Here is a 23,542-nt window from a genome sequence, read left to right as displayed (position 1 = left end):
GGTTTGCCGGCGCGGGCGTTCGGAGAAGTAGAGCCCGCATGGGTGACAGGTGGTATCAGGAGGCGGTCGTCTACTGCCTCGACGTCGACACGTACGCGGACTCCGACGGCGACGGGGTGGGTGACTTCCAGGGGCTGATCGGCCGGCTGGACTATCTGGCCCGGCTGGGGGTGACCTGCCTCTGGCTCAACCCGATCCACCCGTCCCCCAACCAGGACGACGGGTACGACGCGACCGACTTCTACAACGTCGACCCGCGGCTCGGGACGCTCGGCGACTTCGCCGAACTGCTGCACCAGGCGCAGAACCGGGGCATCCGGGTGATCATCGACCTGGTGGTCAACCACACCTCGGACCAGCACCCGTGGTTCCAGTCCGCCCGGTCCTCGCCCGACTCGCCGTACCGCGACTGGTACGTCTGGGCCGACCACGAGCCGGACGACCGGCACCAGGGCATGGTGTTCCCGGGCGAGCAGCACGAGACCTGGACCTACGACCGGACCGCCAAGGCGTGGTTCTACCACCGGTTCTACAAGTTCCAGCCGGACCTGAACATCGAGAACCCGAAGGTCCGCGCGGAGATCAAGAAGATCACCTCGTTCTGGCTCCAGCTCGGCGTCTCCGGGTTCCGGATGGACGCGGTGCCGTTCATCATCGAGAAGACCGAGCCGGGCAACCCGAACGCGACCAAGGACTTCGAGTTCCTCACCGACCTGCGCCAGCACGTCCAGTGGCGGCGCGGCGACGCGGTGCTGCTGGCCGAGGCGAACGTCGAGCCGGACCAGTTGCCCGTCTACTTCGGCGACGGCAGCGGTTCGGGCAACCGGATCCACATGCTCTTCGACTTCATGATGAACGGCCGGCTGATGCTCGCCCTCGCCCGGGAGGACCCGGAGGCGATCATCGACGCGTTGCGCGACACCCCGAAGCTGCCGACCGGCGGCCAGTGGGCGACGTTCCTGCGCAACCACGACGAGATCGACCTGTCCCGGCTCACCGCCGACCAGCGCAACGACGTGTTGGCGAAGTTCGGCCCGGACGAGAACATGCAGCTCTACGGCCGGGGCATCCGCCGCCGGCTCGCGCCGATGCTCGGCAACGACCGCCGGCACATCGAACTGGCGTACGCGCTCCAGTTCTCGCTGCGCGGCACGCCGGTGCTGCGCTACGGCGAGGAGATCGGCATGGGGGAGGACCTGACGCTGAAGGGGCGCGACGCGATCCGTACCCCGATGCAGTGGTCCTACAAGGAGAACGCCGGCTTCTCCACCGCCGAGCCGGAGAAGCTGGTCCGCCCGGTGATCGACAAGGGTGAGTTCGGCTACCAGCAGGTCAACGTCACCGCCCAGCGCAAGGATCCGCGTTCGCTGCTCGGCTGGTTCGAGCGGATGATCCGGACGCTGCGGGAGGCCCCGGAGATCGGCTCCGGTAGCACCACCCACATCGACGTGCCGATGCCGGCCGGGGTGCTCGCGCACCGCGCCGACGGGCGGACCGGAACCATGGTCTTCCTGCACAACCTCGGCACCGAGGACGTGGAGATCGACCTGAGCACCCTGGCGCCGGAGGCGGACCTGCCGATCGACGTGCTGAGTGACCGCAACTACGACGAGGTGGGCAAGCTCGACCGGCTGAAGCTGAACGGCCACGGTTACCGCTGGATCCGGCTCTGCCGGGGTGGGGCGCTCTGATCGACGCGACGGCGGGTTAGGCTCCTCCGATCGAGCCAAGTTACCGGGAGGTAATCATGTCGGAGGAGCCCCGCGTCGCCATCGTGACCGGAGCCGCACGCGGCATCGGCGCGGCCACCGCCCGCCGGCTGGCCGCCGACGGCATGGCCGTCGCCGTGGTCGACATCGAGGAGTCGGCCACCGCGGAGACCGTCGACGGCATCGTCGCCGCCGGTGGTCGGGCGCTCGGCGTCGGCGCGGACGTGGCCGACCGGGCCCAGGTGGAGGCCGCCGTCGAGCGGGTCGCCGCCGAGCTGGGCGCGCCGACCGTGCTGGTCAACAACGCCGGCGTGCTCCGCGACAACCTGCTGTTCAAGATGACCGACGCCGACTGGGACACCGTCCTGGGCGTGCACCTGCGCGGCGCGTTCCTGTTCAGCCAGGCCACCCAGAAGCACATGGTCGAGCGGAAGTGGGGCCGGATCGTCAACCTGTCCAGCACCTCCGCGCTGGGCAACCGCGGCCAGGCGAACTACGCCGCCGCCAAGGCCGGGATGCAGGGCTTCACCAAGACGCTCGCCATCGAGCTGGGCCCATTCGGGGTGACCGTCAACGCGGTCGCGCCGGGCTTCATCGTCACCGACATGACCGCGGCCACCGCGGCCCGGATGAAGGTCGACTTCGCCGCGCTCCAGGAGCACGCCGCCGCCGAGATCCCGGTCCGCCGCACCGGCCGCCCGGAGGACGTCGCGCACACCATCTCGTTCCTGGCCAGCGAGGGCGCGTCCTTCGTCTCCGGCCAGGTCATCTACGTGGCCGGCGGCCCCAAGGACTGACTCCCACCCCCACCCCCACGACGAATGGCCACGCTTTCTCGGGAAGCGTGGCCATTCCGCGCTCCATGGCCACGCTTTCCGAGAAAGCGCGCCTCAGGGGGAGGGCGCGGGGCGGGGGTGGGCGCGGGTGCGGTACAGCCAGAGGAGGCCCAGCGCCGGCAGCACCAGGGGGATGTAGCCGTAGCCGCTGCCGAAGTCGGACCAGACCGTCTCGTCCGGGAACAGCTCCGGGTCGGCGATGCTCAGCACGCCCACCGCGAGCACCCCGACCAGTTCCACCGAACAGCAGGCCAGCGCCACCCGGCGGCCGGCGTGCCCGGCCCGGGCCAGCCCGACCGCCGCCACGATGTAGATCAGCGCGGCCAGCGCGGAGAGCAGGTACGCCACCGGCGCCTCGTCGAATTTCGTGGCGATCTGGAGCCCGGCCCGCGACGTCGCGGCGATGGCGAAGAGGATGTAGACCGCGATCAGCAGCCGCCCCGGCCCGCGGTTGGTGGCGCGTTCCGGTGCCCGGGTCTCAACCACCGACGACCTCCCACGTCTGCTGCAACCGCACCACCACGACCGGCGTGACCAGGCAGACCGCGCAGACGATCGCCGAGCCCCAGCGGGTCGGCTCCATCCGGGCCAGCACCCAGGCCAGCGGCGGCAGGCAGACCAGCGTCACCAGGTAGCCGAAGAACGCCCCCGGCTCGCCCGGCCGGTCCCCACCGCCAAGGGCGACGAGCGCCACCACGGTCAGCGCCAGCAGCGCCACCTCCACCACGGCCAGCCCGGCGAACTGGATCCGGTCCGGCGGCTGCTGGCGTACGGCGGCGACCAGGGCCCAGACCGCGACCGCCAGCGACAGCACGATCGCGATCGTGGGGAGGACCCCGTCCACCGGCGAGCCCGCCGCCGCGGCGCTGGTCATCGACGCAGTGTCGTTCACCGGCCCAGCCTACTAAGTCGTGTAGTAGCCAGCCTCCGCGCGGGTCGGGGCGCGCCGGCCGGGCCGGACGACTAGCGTGGATCACGGTCCCGGCGTACGCCGGTGGCCCACGACGACGGCAGGGGGCAGGGGTGCGTTTCGGGTTGTTCGGCACCGGTCACTGGGCGGCGGAGACGCACGCCGCCGCCATCGACGCCCACCCCCGGGCCCGACTGGCCGGCGTGTGGGGGCGCGACCCGGCGAAGGCGGAGGCGCTGGCCACCCGGCACGGCGTGCCGGCCTTCACCGACGTTGACGCGCTGCTCGACGCCGTCGACGCGGTCGCCGTGGCGCTCCCGCCCGACGTGCAGGCCGACATCGCGGTCCGGGCCGCCACCGCCGGGCGGCACCTGCTGCTGGACAAGCCGCTGGCGCTGAGCCTCCCCGACGCCGACCGGGTGGTCGCCGCCGCCGAGGCGTCCGGGGTGGCCTCGGTGGTCTTCTTCACCCAGCGCTTTCACCCCAACGTCACCGGCGTCCTCGCCTCGGCTGCCGCGGCCGGCGGTTGGCAGCACGCCCGGGGAACCATGTTCGCCTCGATCTACCAGCCCGGGAACCCGTACGGCGACTCGCGGTGGCGGCGCGACCGGGGCGCGCTGTGGGACATCGGCCCGCACGCGCTGTCGCTGATCCTGCCGGTGCTCGGCCGGGTCACCCGGGTCGCCGCGATGGACGGGCCGAGCGGCCTGGTGCACCTGCTGCTCACCCACGACGGCGGCGCGACCAGCACGCTCTCCCTCACCCTCGACGCGCCGGCCGAGGCGGTCACCCGTGACTTCGTCCTGTTCGGCGCGAACGGCACCGAGAGCATCCCGCCCGGTGACGGCAGCGCGCTCCAGGCGTTCGGCGCCGCGCTCGACCAGTTGCTGGCGGAGGTGGACGCCGGCACCCGCGACCACCGCTGCGACGTGCGGTTCGGCCGGGAAGTGGTGGCGGTGCTCGACGCCGCCGAGACCGCCCGGGCGCAGGGGCGCACGATCGACGTCTGAGAAAACCCGTCGCGGGGCGGCGGGCCGGCCGCTAGCGTCGCGCGCATGTTCACGCATGCCCTGATCGACGTGGCCGTCGCGCCGGCCGCGCTCGGGCTCCTTCTGGTCGCCCGCCCGCGGGTCCGGCGCCCGGCCCTGGCCGGCCGGGACGCGGACCGCCGCGCCTGACCTGACCACCGCCCCCGAGCCCGACTGGCCGACCCGCCACGTCACCGGGCTGACGGCGTCCAGCGGGCCTGATCCCGCCGTTTCGCCGAGCTGGCGCTGGCAGTCGCGCTGATCCCACCACCCCGCCGAGAGGTGGCGCGGTGGTTCGCGCGGTGAGCGTCCCGACCGATCCAGGGTCGTCCGAGCCCCGATCCGCTCGGACCGCCCGCCCCATCCGCTCCACGCCGACCCGGCTCGTCGTGGCTGCCGACCCGTCCCGCCCGGCGGCGCCCGCCCGCAGGACCGGTCGCACGCCCGAGCCCGAGGGCGGCGTGGAACACCTGCGCAGCGGTCCGTACCCGTCGCCGTCCGGCGACAGACAGGACGAACCCGTGGCGCCCCGCCGACTCCGCACCACCGCACGCGACCGGTCCCGTCGCGTACTGTCCCAGAACTTCCTCGCCGATCCGGCCGCCGTCGCACGGATCGTCCGGGCGGCCCGCCCCGACCCGGACGACCTGCTGCTGGAGGTGGGCGCCGGACGCGGCCAACTCACCCGCTCGCTCGCCGCGCGGTGCGGGCGGCTGATCGCGTACGAGGTGGACCCGGCCGTGTTGCCGGAGCTGACCGCGACCTGCGCGCCGCTGCCGCACGTCGAGATCCGGGCGGCCGACTTCCTCTCCGCGCCGCCGCCCGAGGAGCCGTTCTCGGTGGCCGGCAACATCCCCTGGTCGCTGACCGCGGCCGTGGTCCGCTGGTGCCTCGCCGCGCCCGGACTGCGCGCGGCCACGCTGCTCATTCAGCTCGACTACGCCCGCAAACGCGCCGGCGACCACGGCCGGTGGAGCCGGCTCACGGTGCTCACCTGGCCGGAACACCACTGGCGGCTGGCCGGGCGGGTGCCCCGGGGCGCGTTCCGGCCGGTACCCGCCGTGGACGGCGGCATCCTGCGCCTGGAGCGCCGGACCGTGCCACTGCTGGCGCCCGGCGTGCTGCCCGCGTACCGGAGGATGGTGGAGCTGGGCTTCGGCGGGGTCGGCGGCTCGCTCGCGGCCTCGCTGCGCACCGCCCACCCGCGCCGCCGGGTCGACGGCGCGTTACGGGCCGCCCGGATCGCGCCGGACACCCCGGTCGGGCTGGTCTGGCCCGAGCAGTGGCTGGTGCTGTTCCGCCTGCTGCACGCCCCCGGCTAGGTGTACTGCCGATCTCGTAGTGGTTGGTCGTTGACGATGTGCCTGTGGTGCGTCGTAGCGGCGCAGGAACCACCGCGGTGGTGCAGATGGCTTGACGAACGGGTGGTGGTGCTACTTTTCGGGGCTCTGCGACGGACTCGGTGTCGATTGGGGAGCCGGTGGGGCGTTGGGCCCGGTGGTCAGCAGGGCAGCGACTGCTGTACCGGCCAACGCTGTTCCCAGCGCGGTTGCGATGGCAACGATGACGGTGCCGGCAGGAGTCGCGAGGGCTCGCAGGCTCCTGATGTTCCGCAGACGGTCCCAGCGATAACCCGCCAGCATTGCCATCCGCCGCTCCCACGCGAGGCCGAGGACGGTGCAGAACACGAGTACCTGGCCGGTCCGGATGCCCAGCGCCAGCAGCAACTCACCTGAGGTGGTGATGCTGTTCCCGGACGCTCGATCCTCTCCAGGTTCGATCAACGACAGCACGGATAGGAGTTCCGCCGGCAGGATGAGCAGGACGAGGCCCATGGCCTTGGTGACCGGGGTTCGGCCACGGATCAGCGGGTAGAAATACCCGAAGATTGCCGCGTACACGATCCACCGCAGAATGTGCGCCAATGCGAGGGCTGCCTGCCACGGGGTGCTGAAGATCAAGGTGTACGGCACCGCTGGCAGGCCCAACTCGTACCCGAGAATGAGCAGGAACAGGGGTGTGGCATACAGCATCGCCGCGAGCGCTCCGTTCCACGGAGAACAGCCGCCAGACGTGGCTAGCGCGTCGCTCACGGGCACTCCTGCGATCACCCGGCCCCGAGTCGCGGCCGCGTCATCGATGGCCTGCTGTCGACGATAGTACTCACGCGTGCTGATGCTGCCGTCGCGCAGCAGGGCGCGGGCCGAGCGGTAGACGTCGTGGGCACTTAGCTCCATCAGGCGGCGCCGCATCTCTGCCTTGACAAGGGCGGTGTGTGTGACGGGACTAACCCCGGCCAGGGTTACCCCTCTGGACTGGTGATGCCGTGGGAGCAACAGCCACCAGAGCAGCAGGAACGACCCTGCGGCGAGGGCATCGAACTGTATGAGGTGACCGCGGTCGATGGCGACGACGATGGTGCTCGCCTGCGCGAGGGCCCATACCACAATGTCGCCCGTTGCTTCGGGGCGCTGGCCTCGCCGGCGGGCCAGAACTACAGTTACTGCGAAGAGGACCATGCCCAGTACCGCCATGGCGACGGTGAGACCGCTGAACTTGTCGTAGAGCACTGGCCTCTTCGCGTACGGGTTGGCAACCATGTGGAGGACGGGAAGAAACACAAGTGCGCCGGTCGCGTATAGAATGCGTCGCTCCGATTTTCTGTAGTGCAGAAGTCGAGGAGCTAGAGCCGCGGTTTCCGCGATGTATACGTAGACCACGCCGAGCATCAGTGCCATTGCGAGGAACCACGCCGATCCTATTGCCAGGAAGTCGCTCGTCAGGATCGGCGATATGGCGAGCAGGAGCGCCGCAGACAAGCCGAGCACAGCGCCCCGCAGAGCGAAACGCCAGTTGTATACCATTGCCAGGGCTGCGGCAGCGGCGACAAGGATCAGATATCCCAGCCACTCCGCTGGCGATGGCTTCACCCGTACGCCTCCCCAGCCCCAGGCGACGCAACCCGCGGTCGCGGTCAGTGCCGCGCAACCAAGGAGGAGTCGTCGGTACAAGAGTCGGTCCCACGCCGACAAACCCCGCAGCGCGCGACCAGTACAGGCAACAAGTACAGCGGTAGACATGACGGCGATGCCGCTCAGGCCGGGAAGAAGTAATGGGAAAAATAAATCTTCGAATATTTCGTCTACGGTAAGGATGATCGTGCCGCCGACGGTGATTGTCAGCGCGCAGAGCCAGATGGCTGTCTCGATGCCGCCTTTTCTTCGGCTCGACCGTAAGGCGATCAAGAGTGCCAGCCAGGGAGCTAGAAGTATTAGACCAGAGATGATGAATTCACCGAAATCGGACAACTCAAGGTCTTGGAAAGGGTATGACCGGGAGGCGTCGTCAACATCCGGATCCTCCAGCTCGAAGGTGACCTTCGCGGCACCCGGCCGCCCTTCGAACCGCACCATTGTCGGAGTCTGTTCGACGATCCCACCGCCGGATACCGCGATAATCTTCATGTCGGTGGCCTGGACGGTCAGGGACCGGCGCGTCACAACGCTCGTTGACGTCGGAGCGTGACTGTCGTCCTCCGACGTGGCCTCGATAGAAATGGGAACCCGCAGGCGGCCGTCCGAGGTCGTCCATGCGCTGGGGAAGATCTTCCCACTCACCAGTACGTGGGCCGCGCCGGTGCCCCCTCGTTGTACGGTCGGCGTTCGGTCGTCGTCCAAACTGCCTCCGGTCAGGCGCCCGACGAGTTCCGAACCGGACACCTCCCCTGCGGTAACCTTTGCGAGCAGAGGATCGTCGGACTGCAGGATGACCTCGTAGTCGACATTTACCGTAACCGGCAGACTGACATCCTTCTCGATCCCGACCTGCACTTTCACGAACGCGGTGCGCGGCGGGTGGCCGGCGTCCTGCCACCAGCTCCCTGTCGGTTCGGGCGTCGGGACAGCGTCGTCGTCGAGCGGGGGAGGCGAGTTGAGGACCAAGACGCCACCAACCAGCCCCGCAGCGATCACAGCGAGCGTGAGACGGATTCGAGTCGCGACGCTGGGGACACGCACGGTAGACCACCGTACGGAAACGCCCGCCCCATCCCCGCCGAGTGTCGGCTAGATGACTTGTCCGGCGACCTGCTGGGTCTTAACCGTGCGTTGCCGGCCCGGCACGTCCGTTCGACGCTGCCGCCATGCGATAGTTCGCCGAGGCTGAAGGATCCGCACGCCGAAGCGATCGCCATGCCCGATGCGGGCCCGAATGTATGGGTCAACAGTGGCCAGCAGTGGCACTCCGGCTGCGGGCCGGCTAGCCGATGAACGGGGCCAGCGCCTCGCCCAGCTCGGCCGGGGTGTCGAACTCCTCGGCCGGCAACGTCCGGAGCATCTGGAGCGTCTCGGTGCTGGCGCCGTTCTCCTGAGCCCAGCGGACCAGGTCCTCCCGGGAGACCGGGTAGTCGAGTCCGGAGACGAACTCCTGCACCTGCGCGCCGCTGACGGTCATGTCACGCGGCTACCCGCTGGGCGGCGCGGCATGCCGGTCCGGACGGCGGTTTGCCCCGGCGGGCCCCGGGTAGCCGCGGACATGCTGGTTCAGCGGCTCGGCGCACCGAGCGACTTCGACCCGCTGCTGGAGCGCGTCCGCGACGCCCGCATCGTGATGATCGGCGAGGCGACGCACGGCAGCTACGACTACTACCGCCTGCGCGAGCAGTTGACCCGGCGGCTCATCGCCGAGCAGGGGTTCGACTTCGTCGCGGTGGAGGGGGACTGGCCGGACTGCGACCGGGTGCACCGTTCGGTGGTGGGCGCACCGGGCGGACTGGCCGATCCGATGGTCGCGTTGGAGCGGTTCGAGCGCTGGCCCACCTGGATGTGGGCGAACGCGGAGGTGGCCCGGTTCTGCCGGTGGCTGCGCGCCTGGAACCTGGAGCGGCCGGAGGGGGAGCGGGCCGGCTTCCACGGCCTCGACGTCTACTCGCTCTGGGAGTCGATGCAGGCCATCTTCGACTACCTGGGCGAGGAGGACCCGGCGTCGCTGGAGGCGGCCCAGGAGGCGTACCGCTGCTTCGAGCCGTACGGCAAACAGGCCGAGGAGTACGGCCTGGCCAGCCGGTTCGTCTCCGCCCGGTGCGAGGAGGAGGTGGTCCGGTTGTTGGCGCGTACCCGGGAACAGGCCGCCACGGACGGCCCGGACCGCTTCTCGGCCTGGCAGAACGCGGAGGTGGTGGCCGGCGCGGAACGGTACTACCGGGCCATGATCGGCGGCGGTCCGGAGTCGTGGAACGTCCGCGACATCCACATGGCGGACACACTGGACCGGCTGCTCGACCGCTACGGGCCGGACGCACGCGGCGTCGTGTGGGCGCACAACACGCACGTCGGCGACGCGCGGGCCACCGAGATGGCGGCGGACGGCATGGTGAACATCGGTCAGCTCGGTCGGGAACGGCACGGCCGGGACGCGGTGGCGCTGATCGGTTTCGGCAGTTGGCGGGGCAGCGTGATCGCCGCCCCGCGGTGGGGCTCCCCGGCCGAGACGATGGTGGTGCCGCCGGCCCGGGAGGGATCGGTGGAGCACCTGTTGCACGAGTTGATGCCGGACCGGGCGGTGCTGGTCTTCGGCGGCCCGGACGAGCCGGAGTGGGTGACCGGGGAGGCGGACCACCGGGCCGTCGGCGTGGTGTACGACCCGAGCTTCGAGTCGTGGGGCAACTACGTGCCGACCCGGTTGGGGGAGCGGTACGACGCGTTCGTCTGGTGCGACGAGACGACCGCCCTGCATCCCCTGCCGGCCTTGGTGACACCGGGCGAGATGGAGACGTACCCGGCGGGGGTGTGACGGGTGGGGCCCCGCGGGGCCCCACCCGGACGGCTCACACCTCGACGGGCTCCTTCTTGGCCAGGTGGGCGCGCAGGCCCTCGCCCTCGACGTCCACGTTGGGCAGCAGCTTGTTCAGCCAGCGCGGCAGCCACCATGCGGCGTTGTTCAGCAGCGACATCACCGCCGGGACGATGGTCATCCGGACCACGAACGCGTCGATGGCGACACCGATCGCGAGCGCGAAGCCCATCGACTTGATGATCGGGTCGTCCAGGAAGACGAAGCCGCCGAACACCGACATCATGATGAGCGCCGCGGCGGTGACCACCCGGGCGCCGTGCCCCATGCCGTTGATGGTGGCCTGGCGGGCGGTGTCCCCGTGCACGAAGTCCTCGCGCATCCGGGAGACCAGGAAGACCTCGTAGTCCATGGCCAGGCCGAACAGGATGCCGATGAGCAGGATCGGCAGGAAGCTGACAAGCGGCGCCGGCGTGTCGACGCCGAGCAGCCCGGCCAGGTGGCCCTGCTGGAACACCGCGACCGTGATGCCGAACGTGGCCGCCACGGTGAGCAGGAACCCGAGCGCCGCCTTCACCGGCACCAGGATCGACCGGAACACCAGCATCAGCAGCAGCACGGACAGGCCCACCACCAGCAGCAGGTAGACCGGGAGCGCGTCGGAGAGCTTCTCCGACACGTCGATGCCGATCGCCGTGACGCCGGTGAGCAGCACCTCGGCGTTGCCGATACCGCCGACCTGCCGGCGGATGTCGTGCACCAGCTCCTCGGTCTTCTCGTCGGTCGGCCCGGTCTTCGGGATCACGCCGAGCAGCGCGGTGCGGCCGGACGGGTCGAGCTGCGGCGGAGCCACCGCCAGCACCCCGTCGGTCTTCTGGATCAGCGACGCGACCTGCGGCACGGCGGCCTGGGTGGCCTGCGGCGAGTCGGCGGTGACCACGACCGCGAGCCGGCCGGTGAAACCGGGGCCGAAGCCCTCCCGGATCAGGTCGTTGCTGACCCGGGCCGGGGTGCCCTCGGCGGCGGTGGAGGCGTCCGGCAGCGCCAGGCGCATGTCCTGCGAGGGAATCGCCAGCAGGCCGAGGCCGAGCAGGCCGACCAGGATCACCGGGATGCGGAACCGGGTCACCCAGTTCGCCCAGCGGAACCCGAAGCCGGAGCGGTCCTCCGAGCCGGTGCCCGGGTCCGCGACCGCCTCGCGGTTGCGGAGCTTGCGCGGCAGCACCCGGCGACCGGCGAAGCCGAGCAGCGCCGGGGCCAACGTGATCGCCACCAGTACGGCCACGGTGACGGTGCCGGCGGCGGCCAGGCCCATCACGGTGAGGAACGGGATGCCCACCACAGCCAGACCGGCCAGCGCCACCACCACCGTCGCGCCGGCGAAGACCACGGCGGAGCCGGCGGTGCCGACCGCGCGGCCGACCGCCTCCTCCGGGGAGAGCCCGTCGAGCAGGTTCTGCCGGTGCCGGGAGGTGATGAACAGCGAGTAGTCGATGCCGACCGCCAGGCCGAGCATCAGCGCCAGGATCGGTGCGGTGCTGGTCAGCTCCACCGCGCCGCTGAGTGCGAACAGGCCGGCCATGCCGACGCCGACGCCGATCAGCGCGTTCAGCATGGTCATCCCGGCCGCCACCAGCGAGCCGAACGTGATGACCAGGACGATCGCCGCGACCAGCACACCGAGCGCCTCGGTCGAGCCGACCTCCGGCTCGCCGTTGAGCACCTCGCCACCGGGGGCGATCTGCCAGCCCTGCGCCTCGGCCTGCTGGCCGACCTTCTCGTACGCGTCGCGCTGCTCGGTGGTCACGTCGTCCGCGCGACCGGCGAACTGCACCTGGATCAGCGCGTACCGGCCGTCCGGTGTGAGCGCCTGCGCCTGGTAGGGGTCGATCGCGCCGACCACGCCGGGCAGCGTGGCCGCCTCCTGGGTGACCTGCTTGACCACTGCCTGGCCGGCCGGCGAGGTGAGCGCGCCGTCCTGCGGCGCCTTGACGGCGATGGTGCCGGTGGCGCCGCTGGCCGCCGGGAACCGGTCGGCGAGCAGGTCGATGGCCTGCTGCGACTCGGTGCCGGGCATGGTGAAGTTGCTCGCCGTCGGGCCCCGCAGCGTGGCCGCGGCCAGGCCGAGGCCGACGAGTACGACGAGCCAGACGACGGCGACGAGTCGCCGTCGGCGTAGGGATGCCCGGCCGAGCCGGTACAGCAGGGTCGCCATGGACCTTCCTTCGTCCTCGGGTGCGAACTGGTGGGATCAGGTGGTGGGTTCGAGCGCGCGGTGCGCCACGGCGAGCAGCGCGGGTCGCAGCTCCTCGTCGGGGATGTCCAGGAACTCGCCGCAGGTCTCGGCGATGCCGGCCAGCACGACAAGCGCGGCGACGCGGGCCACCGGCCGGTCGGAGAAGCCGGCGAATGCGGCGACCAGCCGTTCGGAGATTTGCTGGATGTGCGCGAACGCCGGCTGCTGGAGCAGGTCCGGGAACTCGCCCCGGAGCAGCGCGATCTCCCGGCGGAAGCGGACCGCCAGGTCGACGAAGCCCTCGGCGGCGGCCCGCTGGGCCGGCGCGCCGGTGAGGTCGGCGAGCCGGGCGTCGAGTGCCTCCAGCATCGCGATGGCCGGGGCCATCAGCTCGCAGAGCAGGGCGTCCTTGCTGGCGAAGTGGTAGAGCACGGTGGCCTTGGAGCAGCCCACCTCACGGGCGATGTCCTGGAGCGAGGTGCCCTTGTAGCCGGTGACGGCGAACCGACGGGCCGCGGCGGTGAGCAGCTCGTCGTGGGTGGCCGGGGTAGCGCGTGCCATGCCCTCCAGCATGCCTGACCGATCGGTCAGCATCTGACCGATCGGTCAGACGGATGGCGTGGGCTTCGCCACAGGATGCTCCCGGTCGTACGCGGCCCGGGCCGCGCTGATCGACTCGCGGTGCCGCTCCGCCCAGTGGGTGAGCGCGACAAGCGACTCGTACAGTTCCCGGGCCATCGGGGTGGCGGTGTACTCCACCCTCGGCGGCACCGTCGGATGCACGTGCCGGACCAGCAGCCCGTCGCGCTCCAGGTTGCGCAACGTCAGCGTGAGCATCCGCCGGCTGATGCCCTCCACCCGCCGTTCCAGCTCGGTGAAGCGCACCGGGCCGGTCGAGGCGGCGATCAGGATGCCGATGCTCCACTTCCCGCCCACCCGGTCCAGCGCCTCCCGCACCGTGCAGGCCCGCGCCTGCGGCCCGCCCGGGCTCCGGTCGGCCGGGTCGGACGCGCACCGGTTGTGCTGGGTCGTCACCGTGCCTCCTCCGCTCGGCCCCGACGGAGCCCTCGGTGACCATCATGCGCCACGGGTGGCAGCCGACCGCCGGAGTGCGTGCGGCGATCACGTGCCGGGGGTCGGGCGAAGACCTCACGTTCTCTCGCCCTACGAACTTGATGGCATGGATGGGTCAGCCGCCGTGAGGCCGGCCCAGCGGCCTCCCTGTGCCCGGACCATGCCTGCCCGGACCGATGGGCCGCCCCCGGACTGCTGTGCGTGTCCGGTCTGTACGTGTCCGAACTACTGTGCGCGTCGGATCGTGCGTGTCCGAACTGCTGTACGTGTCGGACTGCGCATGCCCGAACTGCTGTGCGTGTCCGGATTGTGCGTGTCCGTACTACCGTGCGCGTCGGACTGTGCGTGTCTGAACTGCTGTGCGTGTCCGGATCGGGCGTCCGAACTACTGTGCGTGTCGGACCGTACCGTGCCGTGGCTGCTGTGCGTGCGTGCCCGGACTGCTGTGCGTGGTCCGGGCCGTGTTGGGGTGACCTCAGCGGTGCCGAACCGGTCCGGGACCACGCCGTGACTCGGGACGTGCGTCGCGCCCCGCACGGACGGGCTGGGTGGCCTGACCCCCTTGACTCGTTCACGCCATCAAGTTCGTAGCGTGGTTGCCCATCACCCGAGTGGTCGCCGGTTCGCCCAGCGAGGTCGCACACCCGCCCGGAGCCGGTCGTCACGCCGGCCGCCGGAGCCGGCCGCCGGAGCCGGCCGCCGGAGCCGGCCGCCGGAGCTGGCCGCCGGAGCTGGCCGCCGGAGCTGGCCGCCGGAGCTGGCCGCCGTGTCGGGGTTGCCGAGCCGCCGCCGGGCCGGGAAGGTGGTCGGATGGGCGCCGCTGACGAGACCCGGGACGGGATCTCGCTGACCAATCTGGACCAGCCGCTGTTCGACTCCGCCGGTGCGACCAAGCGCGACCTGGTCGACTACCTGGACGCGCTGCACGGCCGAATCCTGCCGGAGCTGCGCGACCGGCCGCTGTCGGTGCTGCGGGTCCGGCCCGGCCAGGAGCCGTTCATGCAGAAGAACCTGCCGAAGTACACGCCGGAGTGGGTGCGCCGCACCGAGGTCTGGGCGGAGGCGTCGCACCGGCGCATCTCGTACGCGCTCTGCGACGACCGGCGGACGCTGCTCTGGTTCGCCAACCAGCGGGCGGTGGAGTACCACCCCACGCTGGTCCGCGCCGGGGCGCCCGAGCACCCGACCCACCTGGTGCTCGACCTGGACCCGCCGGAGGGGAAGACGTTCGGCGCGGCGGTACGCGTCGCGCTGCTGGTGCGGCAGGCGCTCGGCGACGCCGGGCTGGCCGGCGCCGTCAAGACCAGCGGCGCGAAGGGCCTGCACGTGATCGTGCCGGTGACGCCGGAGACCACGGCTGAGGAGGCCGCCGCCGCGACCCGGGCGCTCGCGGCCCACACCGAACGGCTCGACCCGGCGCTGGCCACCACCGCGTTCATCGTGGCCGACCGCGGGGGCCGGGTCTTCGTGGACTCGACCCGCGCGCACGGGGCGACGGTGGTGGCCGCGTACAGCCCGCGGATCCGGCCCGGCGCGCCGGTGTCGTACCCGATCGGCTGGGCCGACCTGGAGTCGGCGACGCCTGCCGACTTCACCGTGAAGACCGTGCCGGCGCTGCTCGGCGACCGCGACCCGTGGGCCGAGGCGCTGCCCGCGCCGCAGTCGCTGCCGGCGGAGCTGGTCGCCGAGGGGCGGACCATCCCGGTGGCCCGGGTCCAGGCGATGCACGAGGGCAAGCGACGGGCCCGGGCCCGCCGGGAGGCCGGCTGACCGGCAACGCGAAAGCCCGGGCGCGGTGGCCCGGGCTTCGAGATGTCTGGTGCCCCCGGCAGGATTCGAACCTGCGCCCCCGCCTCCGGAGGGCGGTGCTCTATCCCCTGAGCTACGGGGGCTCAGCGACCCGAGAAGAGTAGCAAACCCCTTCCCGGATCACCGAATCGGTATCGCCCGCGAGTCGATCTTCGTCGGTCAGGCGGCGGCGACGGTGCGACCGCAGCTCGGCAGCGGGTGCAGCGCGATGCGGCGGGGCAGTCGTCGAGGCCACTCGTTGCGCGGCCAGGAGCCGTCCACGATCAGGTGCACGGGGCGTTGGTCGGCGCCGCTGAGCCGTAGGACGAAGTCCCGGGGCAGCGGCGGGTCCACCGACGGCGTGGTGACCATGAACCGCACCCGCCCCCGCGAGGAGACCGCCGAGACCACGTCGGCGGCGGGCATGGTGCCGCGCAGCCGGACCCGGCCGAGCCAGTAGATCTCCGCCGCGTGCTCCTGGGCCGCCCGGGTGATCGCCGGGTACTCGCTGCGTACCCACCGCTCGACCGCCCCCACGCAGAGCCCGCAGGCCCGCTCGCGCGGCTCGCGGGGGCCCAGGCCCCAGGCCCGGAGGTACGCCCCGACGGTGCCGGCGTCCATGGCCAGCGCGAACCGGCGTTCGATGAGCGTGGTCAGGCTCTGCCGCGTCCACAGCTCCTCGTCGAGGCCGAACTCGTCCGGGTGGACGCCCCGCAGCACGTCGATCAGTTCGAGTTCCTGTTCGCGGCTGAGCGTTCCCGGCTCGCCCTGCCGCAGTCCGCGACGGACGGCTGCCACCGCTCCGTCACCGCCGATGGTGTGGCGTCGGCACCAGCTGGTCACCGACCGCCCTGCGTCTCTGAGTGCAACCCCCACGTCCTGCGCAACGACCCCGAATCACAACTGGTCACGATATGTAGGTAGAAAAAGTCTACGAACCGACATAACGGGCAAAGTTGCTGGGCCCGGACATGTTGGAGCCCGCGTCACGGGCGCGACGCGGGCTCCGGTGAGCGGGGGCGGGACCGTCAGGGCGTGCCACCCAGGCGCTTGAGCGCTGCGGTGAGGTTGGCCAGGTCGTTCTGCTGGGTGTTCTTCATGACCTGGGCGACCGCCAGCACGTCGTCGTCGTGCCCCTCGGCGAGGATGCCGTCGATCATGTGGACCCCGCCGATGTGGTGCTGGATCATCATCTTCAGGAACATCACGTCGAACTCGCGACCGCTCGCCGCCCGCAGCTTCGCCATCTCCTCGGAGGTGGCCATGCCCGGCATCAGGCCGTTCCTGACCAGCCCGGCGCCGTCCGGCATCCACGCCATCGGGGCCCGGTCGCCGGTCGGGTCCAGCTTCCAGGAGCGCAGCCAGGTCTGCATGGTGCCGATCTCGCCCTGCTGCCCGGTGGCGATGTCCACCCCGACCTGGCGGACCTCCGCGTCCTGCCCCTGGCGGAACGCCAGCAGACCCATGGCCACCGCCTGGTTGTGGTGGGCGGTCATGTCCCGGGCGAAACCGGCCTCGGCCGAGTTCTGGCCCGGGCGGGTGAGCGTCGGGGTGAGCAGGCCGCCGGCGTACCCGAGGAGCAGCCCGACCACGACGGCGGCGGCCACGGCCAGCAGGCCGTAGCGACGCGCCGCCGGCCGGCCGCCCTCGTCGGCGGCCGGGGCCTCGTCGAGCTCGCTGTCGGTGGTCACCGGGGCGGTCATCGCGGCGTCCTCACTGGGTGGGCTGCTCGGGCATGTTCTGCTGGAGGTTGTCACGCGGGGTGGTGCCGGTGGCGGTCACGCCCTGGTCGCAGAGCGCGTTCGGGCCCTCGATCGAGGCGTTCACCCGCAGCGTCTTGATGAACTCGTCGATCCGGCCGTCGTCGGCGTTGTCGACCTTGAGCTGGAAGCCCCAGGCCTGGAGCGAGATCGGCTTGTCCAGCCCCTCGTACGGGCTGAGCATCAGCTTCTCCTTGCCCTGCACCTTGCTCTTGAGCTTCGCCACCTGGTCGGCCGGCAGGTCCGGGCGGTAGGTGATCCAGACCGTGCCGTGCTCCAGGCTGTGCACCGCGTGCTCGTTGGCGATCGGGGCGTCGTAGACGTCGCCCATGCAGTTCTGCCACGCCTGGTTGTGCGGGCCGGCGACCGGCGGGGACACGTCGTACTTGATCGTGCCGGGCTGGTGGTTTCCGCCCTTGACCAGGTCCTTGTCCTTCTTACGGAAGTCGACCATGCCGTCGATCGCGTCGGCCCGCTTCTGCCAGGGCTGGGCGCCCTGGTAGACCGCCCAGGCGCCGATGCCGATGATGCCGACGGCCAGCACGCCGACCGCGACGAAGAGGGCGATCGGGCCCCACGAGCGACCCTGGCTCACCTTGACCGGGGTGACCGGCTTGCGGCCCTTGCCCCCGGCGCCCGCCCGTGGGCCCTTGCCGCCGCCGGGCTTGGTCGCGCCGGCCTTGGCGGCGGGCTTCTCGGCAGCCGCGGGCCGGCCGGCGGCCGGCTTCTTGCCGGTGCTGACCACGGTGGGACGGCGTTCCGGGCCGCCCGGGGTGCTGATGCTCATCGTGCCTCGTCAGGTCGGTCGGTCAGGGGAGCGCGGGGGCCTGTTCACATGCTGGGTCGCCGCCGCGGTGCCCGAGTCTACCCCCGATAACATGGTTCGGTGACTCCCGCAGAACTCGCCGAGGTCGTCCTCGCCGCAGCCCACGCCGTCTTCGACGAGCGGGGGCTGGACCCTGCCGCGTTGCCCGCGCAGACCACCGTCGAGCGACCCCGTAACCCCGATCACGGTGACTACGCCTCGACGCTGGCGTTGCAGCTCAGCAAGAAGGTCGGCGTGCCGCCGCGGGAGCTGGCCGCCGCGCTGGCCGAGCAGCTCGGCAACGCGCCGGGGGTCAAGTCGGTGGAGATCGCCGGCCCCGGCTTCCTGAACATCCGGCTCGACGCCGCCGCCGCCGGCCAGCTCGCCAAGGTCATCGTCGAGGCCGGGCCGGCGTACGGAAGCAGCGACACCCTGGCCGGGCAGCGGATCAACCTGGAGTTCGTCTCGGCGAACCCGACCGGCCCGGTGCACATCGGCGGGGTCCGCTGGGCGGCGGTCGGCGACGCGCTCAGCCGCCTGCTGCGCGCCACCGGCGCCGACGTGGGCACGGAGTACTACTTCAACGACGCCGGCTCGCAGATCGACCGGTTCGCCCGGTCGCTGCTGGCCGCCGCCAAGGGTGAGCCGGCGCCGGAGGACGGCTACGGCGGCGCGTACATCGCGGAGATCGCGGCCGAGGTGGTCACGCACCGGCCCGAGGTGCGGGAGCTGGCCGACGACGCCGCCCAGGAGGTGTTCCGGGTCGAGGGCGTCCAGCTCATGTTCGCCGAGATCAAGTCCTCGCTGCGCGACTTCGGGGTGGAGTTCGACACCTACTTCAACGAGAAGGACCTGCACGACCGGGGCGAGCTGGAGGCGGCGCTGACCCGGCTGCGCGAGCAGGGGCACGTCTTCGAGTCCGACGGCGCGACCTGGCTGCGCACCACCGACTTCGGCGACGACAAGGACCGGGTGCTGCGCAAGTCCAACGGCGAGTGGACCTACTTCGCCGCCGACTGCGCCTACTACCTCGACAAGCGGGAGCGCGGCTTCGAGCGGGTCGTGATCATGCTGGGCGCCGACCACCACGGCTACATCGGCCGGATGAAGGCGATGGCCGCCTGCTTCGGCGACGACCCGGCGCGCAATCTGGAGATCCTCATCGGCCAGCTCGTCAACCTGGTCCGCGACGGCGCCCCGGTGCGGATGAGCAAGCGGGCCGGCACCGTGGTCACCCTGGAGGACCTGGTCGACGCGATCGGCGTGGACGCCTCCCGGTACGCGCTGGCCCGCTACTCGGCCGACTCACCGATCGACATCGACGTGGAGCTGTGGACCCGGGCCAAGAACGACAACCCGGTCTACTACGTCCAGTACGTGGCCGCCCGCACGGCCGGGGTGGCCCGCAACGCCGCCGAGATCGGGCTGACCCGGGGAGACGCTGCCGCGTTCCGCCCCGAGCTGCTCGGCCACGAGAAGGAGAACGAGCTGCTCAAGGCGCTCGCCGAGTTCCCCGCCGTGGTGGCCACCGCCGCCGAGCTGCGCGAGCCGCACCGGATCGCCCGCTACCTGGAGGAGAGCGTCGCGCAGGCGTACCACCGGTTCTACGACAACTGCCGGATCGCGCCGCAGGGCGACGAGGAGATCACCGACACCCACCGGGCCCGGCTCTGGCTCAACGACGCCACCCGGGTGGTCATCGCCAACGGCCTGCGCCTGCTCGGCGTCTCCGCGCCGGAAAGGATGTGATCCCCGGTGCGCGCGCATGAGGCCGGCGCCCTGCACGGCGACATCGGCAACCGGGGGCCCGCCTGGCTGCGTACCCCGGTCGACGTCAACGCCCTGGTGCCGCAGCTCTGGCCGCGGCACGTGGCGCGCGGCCCGGCCGGCGCGCTGACCGTCGCCGGCCTGGACGTCCGCGACCTGGCCGCCGAGTTCGGCACCGCGGCGTACGTGCTGGACGAGGACGACCTGCGTGGACGCTGCCGCGAGTTCCGGGCCGCCTTTCCGGACGCGGACGTCTACTACGCCGGCAAGGCGTTCCTCTGCCGCGCGGTGGTCCGCATGATCGCCGAGGAGGGCCTGTTCCTCGACGTCTGCACCGGCGGTGAGTTGGCCACCGCGCTGTCGGCCGGGATGCCGCCGGAACGGATCGGCTTCCACGGCAACAACAAGTCGGTGACGGAGCTGACCCGGGCGGTGGACGCCGGCGTGGGCCGGATCATCGTCGACTCGTTCACCGAGATCGACCGGCTCACCGCGCTGGCCCGCGAGCGCGGGGTCCGTCCCCGGGTGCTGCTGCGGGTCACCGTCGGCGTGGAGGCGCACACCCACGAGTTCATCGCCACCGCGCACGAGGACCAGAAGTTCGGCTTCTCCCTCGCCGGCGGCGCCGCCGCGACGGCGGCGTTCCGGATCCTCGACGAGGACGTGCTGGAGCTGCGTGGGCTGCACTCGCACATCGGCTCGCAGATCTTCGACGCCAGCGGCTTCGAGGTCTCCGCCCGCCGGGTGCTCGCCCTCCAGGCGCAGATCCGCGACGCCCGCGGCGTGGAGCTGCCCGAGCTGGACCTGGGCGGCGGCTTCGGCATCGCGTACACCACGCAGGACGACCCGGCGTCCCCGCACGAGCTGGCCAAGCGGCTCCGCAAGATCGTCGACGGCGAGTGCGCGGCGGAGAACCTCGCCGTGCCGCACCTCTCGGTCGAGCCGGGCCGCGCCATCGTCGGCCCGGCCGTGTTCACGCTCTACGAGGTGGGCACGGTGAAGGACGTGGACGGTCTGCGGACGTACGTCAGCGTGGACGGGGGGATGAGCGACAACATCCGCACCGCGCTCTACGACGCGTCCTACTCGGCGACACTGGCGAACCGCGCGTCTTCCACGGTGCCGATGCTCGCCCGCGTGGTGGGAAAGCACTGTGAGTCCGGGGACATCGTGGTGAAGGATGAATTCCTGCCCGCCGACGTGCAGCCCGGAGATCTTGTCGCGGTGCCCGGCACGGGGGCCTACTGCCGGAGCATGGCCAGCAACTACAACCATGTGCCGAGGCCCCCGGTCGTCGCCGTGCGTGACGGTCACGCCCGGGTGATCGTTCGGCGGGAGACCGAAGACGACCTGCTCGCATTGGATGTGGGATGACCTCACCGGTTCGCTTGGCGTTGCTCGGCTGCGGCACGGTCGGCAGCGACGTCGTACGCCTGCTGCACGCGCAGTCGGCCGACCTCGCCGCCCGGATCGGCGCCCCGCTGGAGATCGCCGGCATCGCCGTCCGCCGGCTCGGCCGCGACCGCGGCGACCTGCCGGTCGACCCGGCGTTGTTCACCACCGACGCGCTCGGGTTGATCAAGCGCGACGACGTGGACGTGGTGATCGAGGTCGTCGGCGGCATCGAGCCGGCCCGGGGCTGGCTGGTCGAGGCGCTGCGCGCCGGCAAGAGCGTGGTCACCGCCAACAAGGCGCTGCTCGCCGAGGACGGCGCCACGCTGCACGACGCGGCGGCCGAGGGCGGCGCCGACCTCTACTACGAGGCCAGCGTCGCCGGGGCCATCCCGCTGCTGCGCCCGCTGCGCGAGTCGCTGCACGGCGACCGGATCACCCGGGTCACCGGCATCGTGAACGGCACCACCAACTTCATCCTCTCCGCCATGGACGCCACCGGCGCCGGGTTCGCCGAGGCGCTGGAGGAGGCCACCGAGCTGGGGTACGCGGAGGCCGACCCGACGGCCGACGTGGAGGGCTTCGACGCCGCCGCCAAGGCCGCCATCCTCGCCTCGCTGGCGTTCCACACCCGGGTCACCGCCGCCGACGTGCACCGCGAGGGCATCACCGAGGTGACCGCCGCGGACGTGGCCAGCGCCAAGGCCATGGGCTGCACCATCAAGCTGCTCTGCATCGCGGCCCGGGGCGCCGACCCGGCCGGCCGCGAGACGGTCAACGTCCGGGTGCACCCGGCGATGATCCCGCTGAGCCATCCGCTCGCCGGCGTCGGCGACGCGTTCAACGCGGTCTTCGTCGAGGCGGACGCCGCCGGGCAGCTCATGTTCTACGGCCGGGGCGCGGGCGGGGCGCCGACCGCCAGCGCGGTGCTCGGCGACGTGGTGGCGGTGGCCCGCAACCGCCTCGCCGGCGTGCACGCGGCCAGCGAGTCGGCGTACGCGGACCTGCCGGTGCGGCCGATGGGGGAGGCGCTCACCCGCTACCACATCAGCCTCGACGTGGCCGACCGGCCGGGTGTGCTGGCGTCGGTGGCCGGGGTGTTCGCCCGGCACGAGGTCTCCATCGCCACCGTCCGGCAGGGCCCCGCCGGCGGGGACGCCGAGCTGGTCATCGTCACCCACGTCGCACCGGACGCCGCGCTCGCGGCCACCGTGCGCGAGCTGCGCGGGCTGGACACCGTCCGGTCGGTCACCAGCGTGCTGCGGGTCGAGGGCGGGGCGTAACCCCGGCGTCCCGCCTGATGGTTAGGTCGGAGTGTGCCGGTGACCGGTCGGGCGGGCTGGTCCACGCTTGAGACGGGCCCCGGACCGGGGCGGGAGAGGCGAGGAGCGCGACATGTGGCGAGGGCTGATCGAGGCGTACCGGAACCGGCTGCCGATCACCGATGCCACTCCGGTCGTCACCCTGCACGAGGGGAACACGCCGCTGCTGCCGGCGCCGGTGCTCTCCGCCCGGGTCGGCGCGGACGTGTGGCTCAAGGTCGAGGGCGCGAACCCGACCGGCTCGTTCAAGGACCGGGGCATGACGCTCGCCGTCTCCAAGGCGGTCGAGGGCGGTGACAAGGCGATCATCTGCGCCTCCACCGGCAACACCAGCGCGTCGGCCGCCGCGTACGCGGCCCGTGCCGGGATCACCTGCGCGGTGCTGGTGCCGCAGGGCAAGATCGCGTTGGGCAAGCTGGCCCAGGCGCTGGTGCACGGCGCGAAGCTGCTCCAGGTGCAGGGCAACTTCGACGACTGCCTGGCGCTGGCCGGCAAGCTCGCCCAGGACTACCCGGTCGCGCTCGTCAACTCCGTGAACGTGTACCGGCTGCACGGCCAGAAGACGGCCGCCTTCGAGATCGTCGAGGCGCTCGGCGACGCGCCGGACATCCACTGCCTGCCGGTCGGCAACGCCGGCAACATCACCGCCTACTGGATGGGCTACTCCGAGGACCTGCACGACGGCAACGCCACGAAGGCCCCCCGGATGTTCGGCTTCCAGGCGGCCGGCGCGGCCCCGATCGTCACCGGCCAGGTGGTGCCCGAGCCGTCGACCATCGCCACCGCCATCCGGATCGGCAACCCGGCGAGCTGGACGAAGGCGGTCGACGCGCGGGACGCCTCCGGTGGGCTGATCTCCTCGGTCACCGACCGGGAGATCCTCTCCGCGTACCGCCTGCTGGCCCGCGAGGTGGGCGTCTTCGTCGAGCTGGGCAGCGCCGCCAGCGTGGCCGGCCTGCTCCAGCAGGCCGCCGCCGGTCAGGTGCCGGCCGGGTCGCGGGTGGTGTGCACGGTCACCGGCCACGGCCTGAAGGACCCGGAGTGGGCCATCTCGACCGCCCCGGCGCCGGTGACCATCGCCAACGACGCCCTCGCCGCCGCCCGCTCCCTCGACCTGGCCTGAAC

At 71.7% G+C, this 23,542-nt stretch carries 21 protein-coding genes and 1 tRNA gene; 11 read left to right on the top strand and 11 right to left on the bottom strand.

Features of this window, described 5'->3' with window-relative positions; genetic code table 11:
• The first annotated feature begins 38 nt into the window (after positions 1 to 38).
• Positions 39 to 1,691, top strand: coding sequence for an alpha-amylase family protein (locus tag ACIA6B_RS28075; RefSeq protein ID WP_396777842.1), 1,653 nt, complete (start codon positions 39 to 41; stop codon positions 1,689 to 1,691).
• Positions 1,692 to 1,747: 56 nt separating this feature from the next.
• The gene (gene fabG / locus ACIA6B_RS28070; protein WP_396777840.1) at positions 1,748 to 2,506 is read left to right on the top strand and encodes a 3-oxoacyl-ACP reductase FabG; all 759 of its coding nucleotides are present in this window, start codon (positions 1,748 to 1,750) and stop codon (positions 2,504 to 2,506) included.
• A 93-nt stretch (positions 2,507 to 2,599) separates the two neighbouring features.
• On the opposite strand, the gene ACIA6B_RS28065 is transcribed toward fabG, so the two are convergent.
• On the bottom strand, positions 2,600 to 3,031 hold the full coding sequence (locus tag ACIA6B_RS28065) for a hypothetical protein (RefSeq protein ID WP_396777838.1): 432 nt from the start codon (positions 3,029 to 3,031) through the stop codon (positions 2,600 to 2,602).
• Complete coding sequence (locus ACIA6B_RS28060; protein ID WP_396777995.1) at positions 3,024 to 3,419, bottom strand: hypothetical protein; 396 nt, start codon at positions 3,417 to 3,419, stop codon at positions 3,024 to 3,026. The genes ACIA6B_RS28065 and ACIA6B_RS28060 overlap by 8 nt, the downstream gene beginning before the upstream one ends.
• Before the next feature lie 149 nt (positions 3,420 to 3,568).
• Here ACIA6B_RS28060 and ACIA6B_RS28055 point away from each other — a divergent pair, with 149 nt between their 5' ends.
• The 3 genes from ACIA6B_RS28055 (at position 3,569) to erm (ending at position 5,805) form a co-directional block, all read left to right on the top strand.
• Positions 3,569 to 4,465, top strand: a complete 897-nt coding sequence (locus ACIA6B_RS28055; protein WP_396777836.1) for a Gfo/Idh/MocA family protein — start codon at positions 3,569 to 3,571, stop codon at positions 4,463 to 4,465.
• Positions 4,466 to 4,510: 45 nt separating this feature from the next.
• On the top strand, positions 4,511 to 4,633 hold the full coding sequence (locus ACIA6B_RS28050; RefSeq protein ID WP_396777834.1) for a hypothetical protein: 123 nt from the start codon (positions 4,511 to 4,513) through the stop codon (positions 4,631 to 4,633).
• A gap of 371 nt (positions 4,634 to 5,004) precedes the next feature.
• Positions 5,005 to 5,805, top strand: coding sequence for an ErmE/ErmH/ErmO/ErmR family 23S rRNA (adenine(2058)-N(6))-methyltransferase (gene erm, locus ACIA6B_RS28045; RefSeq protein ID WP_396777832.1), 801 nt, complete (start codon positions 5,005 to 5,007; stop codon positions 5,803 to 5,805).
• Positions 5,806 to 5,916: 111 nt separating this feature from the next.
• Here the strand turns inward: erm and ACIA6B_RS28040 are convergent, their stop codons facing one another.
• Positions 5,917 to 8,499 carry a hypothetical protein gene (locus ACIA6B_RS28040; protein ID WP_396777831.1) on the bottom strand — a complete coding sequence of 861 codons (2,583 nt, stop codon included), beginning with the start codon at positions 8,497 to 8,499 and terminating at the stop codon, positions 5,917 to 5,919.
• 241 nt (positions 8,500 to 8,740) lie between these two features.
• Entirely contained in the window at positions 8,741 to 8,935 is a 195-nt protein-coding gene (locus ACIA6B_RS28035; RefSeq protein WP_396777829.1) for a DUF2795 domain-containing protein, read from the bottom strand.
• 81 nt (positions 8,936 to 9,016) lie between these two features.
• On the opposite strand from ACIA6B_RS28035, the gene ACIA6B_RS28030 reads away from it, so the two are divergent.
• Positions 9,017 to 10,273 (top strand): erythromycin esterase family protein, encoded by a 1,257-nt coding sequence (locus tag ACIA6B_RS28030; protein ID WP_396777828.1) that lies wholly within the window; start codon positions 9,017 to 9,019, stop codon positions 10,271 to 10,273.
• 34 nt (positions 10,274 to 10,307) lie between these two features.
• On the opposite strand, the gene ACIA6B_RS28025 is transcribed toward ACIA6B_RS28030, so the two are convergent.
• Genes ACIA6B_RS28025 through ACIA6B_RS28015 form a run of 3 tightly spaced genes read right to left on the bottom strand, consistent with a single transcriptional unit; the run spans position 10,308 to position 13,466 of the window.
• Entirely contained in the window at positions 10,308 to 12,488 is a 2,181-nt protein-coding gene (locus tag ACIA6B_RS28025; RefSeq protein ID WP_396777826.1) for an MMPL family transporter, read from the bottom strand.
• A 36-nt stretch (positions 12,489 to 12,524) separates the two neighbouring features.
• Complete coding sequence (locus tag ACIA6B_RS28020) at positions 12,525 to 13,070, bottom strand: TetR/AcrR family transcriptional regulator (protein ID WP_396777824.1); 546 nt, start codon at positions 13,068 to 13,070, stop codon at positions 12,525 to 12,527.
• A 45-nt stretch (positions 13,071 to 13,115) separates the two neighbouring features.
• Complete coding sequence (locus tag ACIA6B_RS28015; protein ID WP_396777993.1) at positions 13,116 to 13,466, bottom strand: winged helix-turn-helix transcriptional regulator; 351 nt, start codon at positions 13,464 to 13,466, stop codon at positions 13,116 to 13,118.
• Between the two features lie 927 nt (positions 13,467 to 14,393).
• On the opposite strand from ACIA6B_RS28015, the gene ligD reads away from it, so the two are divergent.
• Complete coding sequence (ligD, locus tag ACIA6B_RS28010; protein WP_396777822.1) at positions 14,394 to 15,353, top strand: non-homologous end-joining DNA ligase; 960 nt, start codon at positions 14,394 to 14,396, stop codon at positions 15,351 to 15,353.
• A 47-nt stretch (positions 15,354 to 15,400) separates the two neighbouring features.
• Here the strand turns inward: ligD and ACIA6B_RS28005 are convergent.
• The 4 genes from ACIA6B_RS28005 to ACIA6B_RS27990 all read right to left on the bottom strand — a co-directional run bounded on the left by ACIA6B_RS28005 (position 15,401) and on the right by ACIA6B_RS27990 (position 17,918).
• Positions 15,401 to 15,475 (bottom strand) — tRNA-Arg (locus tag ACIA6B_RS28005).
• 76 nt (positions 15,476 to 15,551) lie between these two features.
• Positions 15,552 to 16,247, bottom strand: coding sequence for a winged helix-turn-helix domain-containing protein (locus ACIA6B_RS28000; protein WP_281937651.1), 696 nt, complete (start codon positions 16,245 to 16,247; stop codon positions 15,552 to 15,554).
• 152 nt (positions 16,248 to 16,399) lie between these two features.
• Positions 16,400 to 17,074, bottom strand: coding sequence for a DUF305 domain-containing protein (locus ACIA6B_RS27995; RefSeq protein ID WP_396777819.1), 675 nt, complete (start codon positions 17,072 to 17,074; stop codon positions 16,400 to 16,402).
• Positions 17,075 to 17,084: 10 nt separating this feature from the next.
• Positions 17,085 to 17,918: a DUF3105 domain-containing protein gene (locus ACIA6B_RS27990; protein ID WP_396777818.1), complete on the bottom strand. Its 834-nt coding sequence runs from the start codon at positions 17,916 to 17,918 to the stop codon at positions 17,085 to 17,087.
• Positions 17,919 to 18,017: 99 nt separating this feature from the next.
• Between ACIA6B_RS27990 and argS the strand changes: the two genes are divergently transcribed.
• The 4 genes from argS (at position 18,018) to thrC (ending at position 23,540) form a co-directional block, all read left to right on the top strand.
• Entirely contained in the window at positions 18,018 to 19,685 is a 1,668-nt protein-coding gene (gene argS, locus ACIA6B_RS27985) for an arginine--tRNA ligase (protein WP_396777816.1), read from the top strand.
• Positions 19,686 to 19,691: 6 nt separating this feature from the next.
• Positions 19,692 to 21,077, top strand: a complete 1,386-nt coding sequence (gene lysA, locus ACIA6B_RS27980; RefSeq protein WP_396777814.1) for a diaminopimelate decarboxylase — start codon at positions 19,692 to 19,694, stop codon at positions 21,075 to 21,077.
• Positions 21,074 to 22,378 (top strand): homoserine dehydrogenase, encoded by a 1,305-nt coding sequence (locus tag ACIA6B_RS27975; RefSeq protein WP_396777812.1) that lies wholly within the window; start codon positions 21,074 to 21,076, stop codon positions 22,376 to 22,378. Before lysA ends, ACIA6B_RS27975 begins: the two co-directional genes overlap by 4 nt.
• A gap of 112 nt (positions 22,379 to 22,490) precedes the next feature.
• Complete coding sequence (gene thrC, locus ACIA6B_RS27970; protein ID WP_281937640.1) at positions 22,491 to 23,540, top strand: threonine synthase; 1,050 nt, start codon at positions 22,491 to 22,493, stop codon at positions 23,538 to 23,540.
• Positions 23,541 to 23,542: the final 2 nt, after the last annotated feature.

Origin of the sequence: Micromonospora sp. NPDC051141 (genome assembly GCF_044455765.1) — a bacterium.
Taxonomy (GTDB): domain Bacteria; phylum Actinomycetota; class Actinomycetes; order Mycobacteriales; family Micromonosporaceae; genus Micromonospora.
Note: the sequence above shows the minus strand (reverse complement) of the source record. Positions and strands in the feature narration are given on the sequence as shown.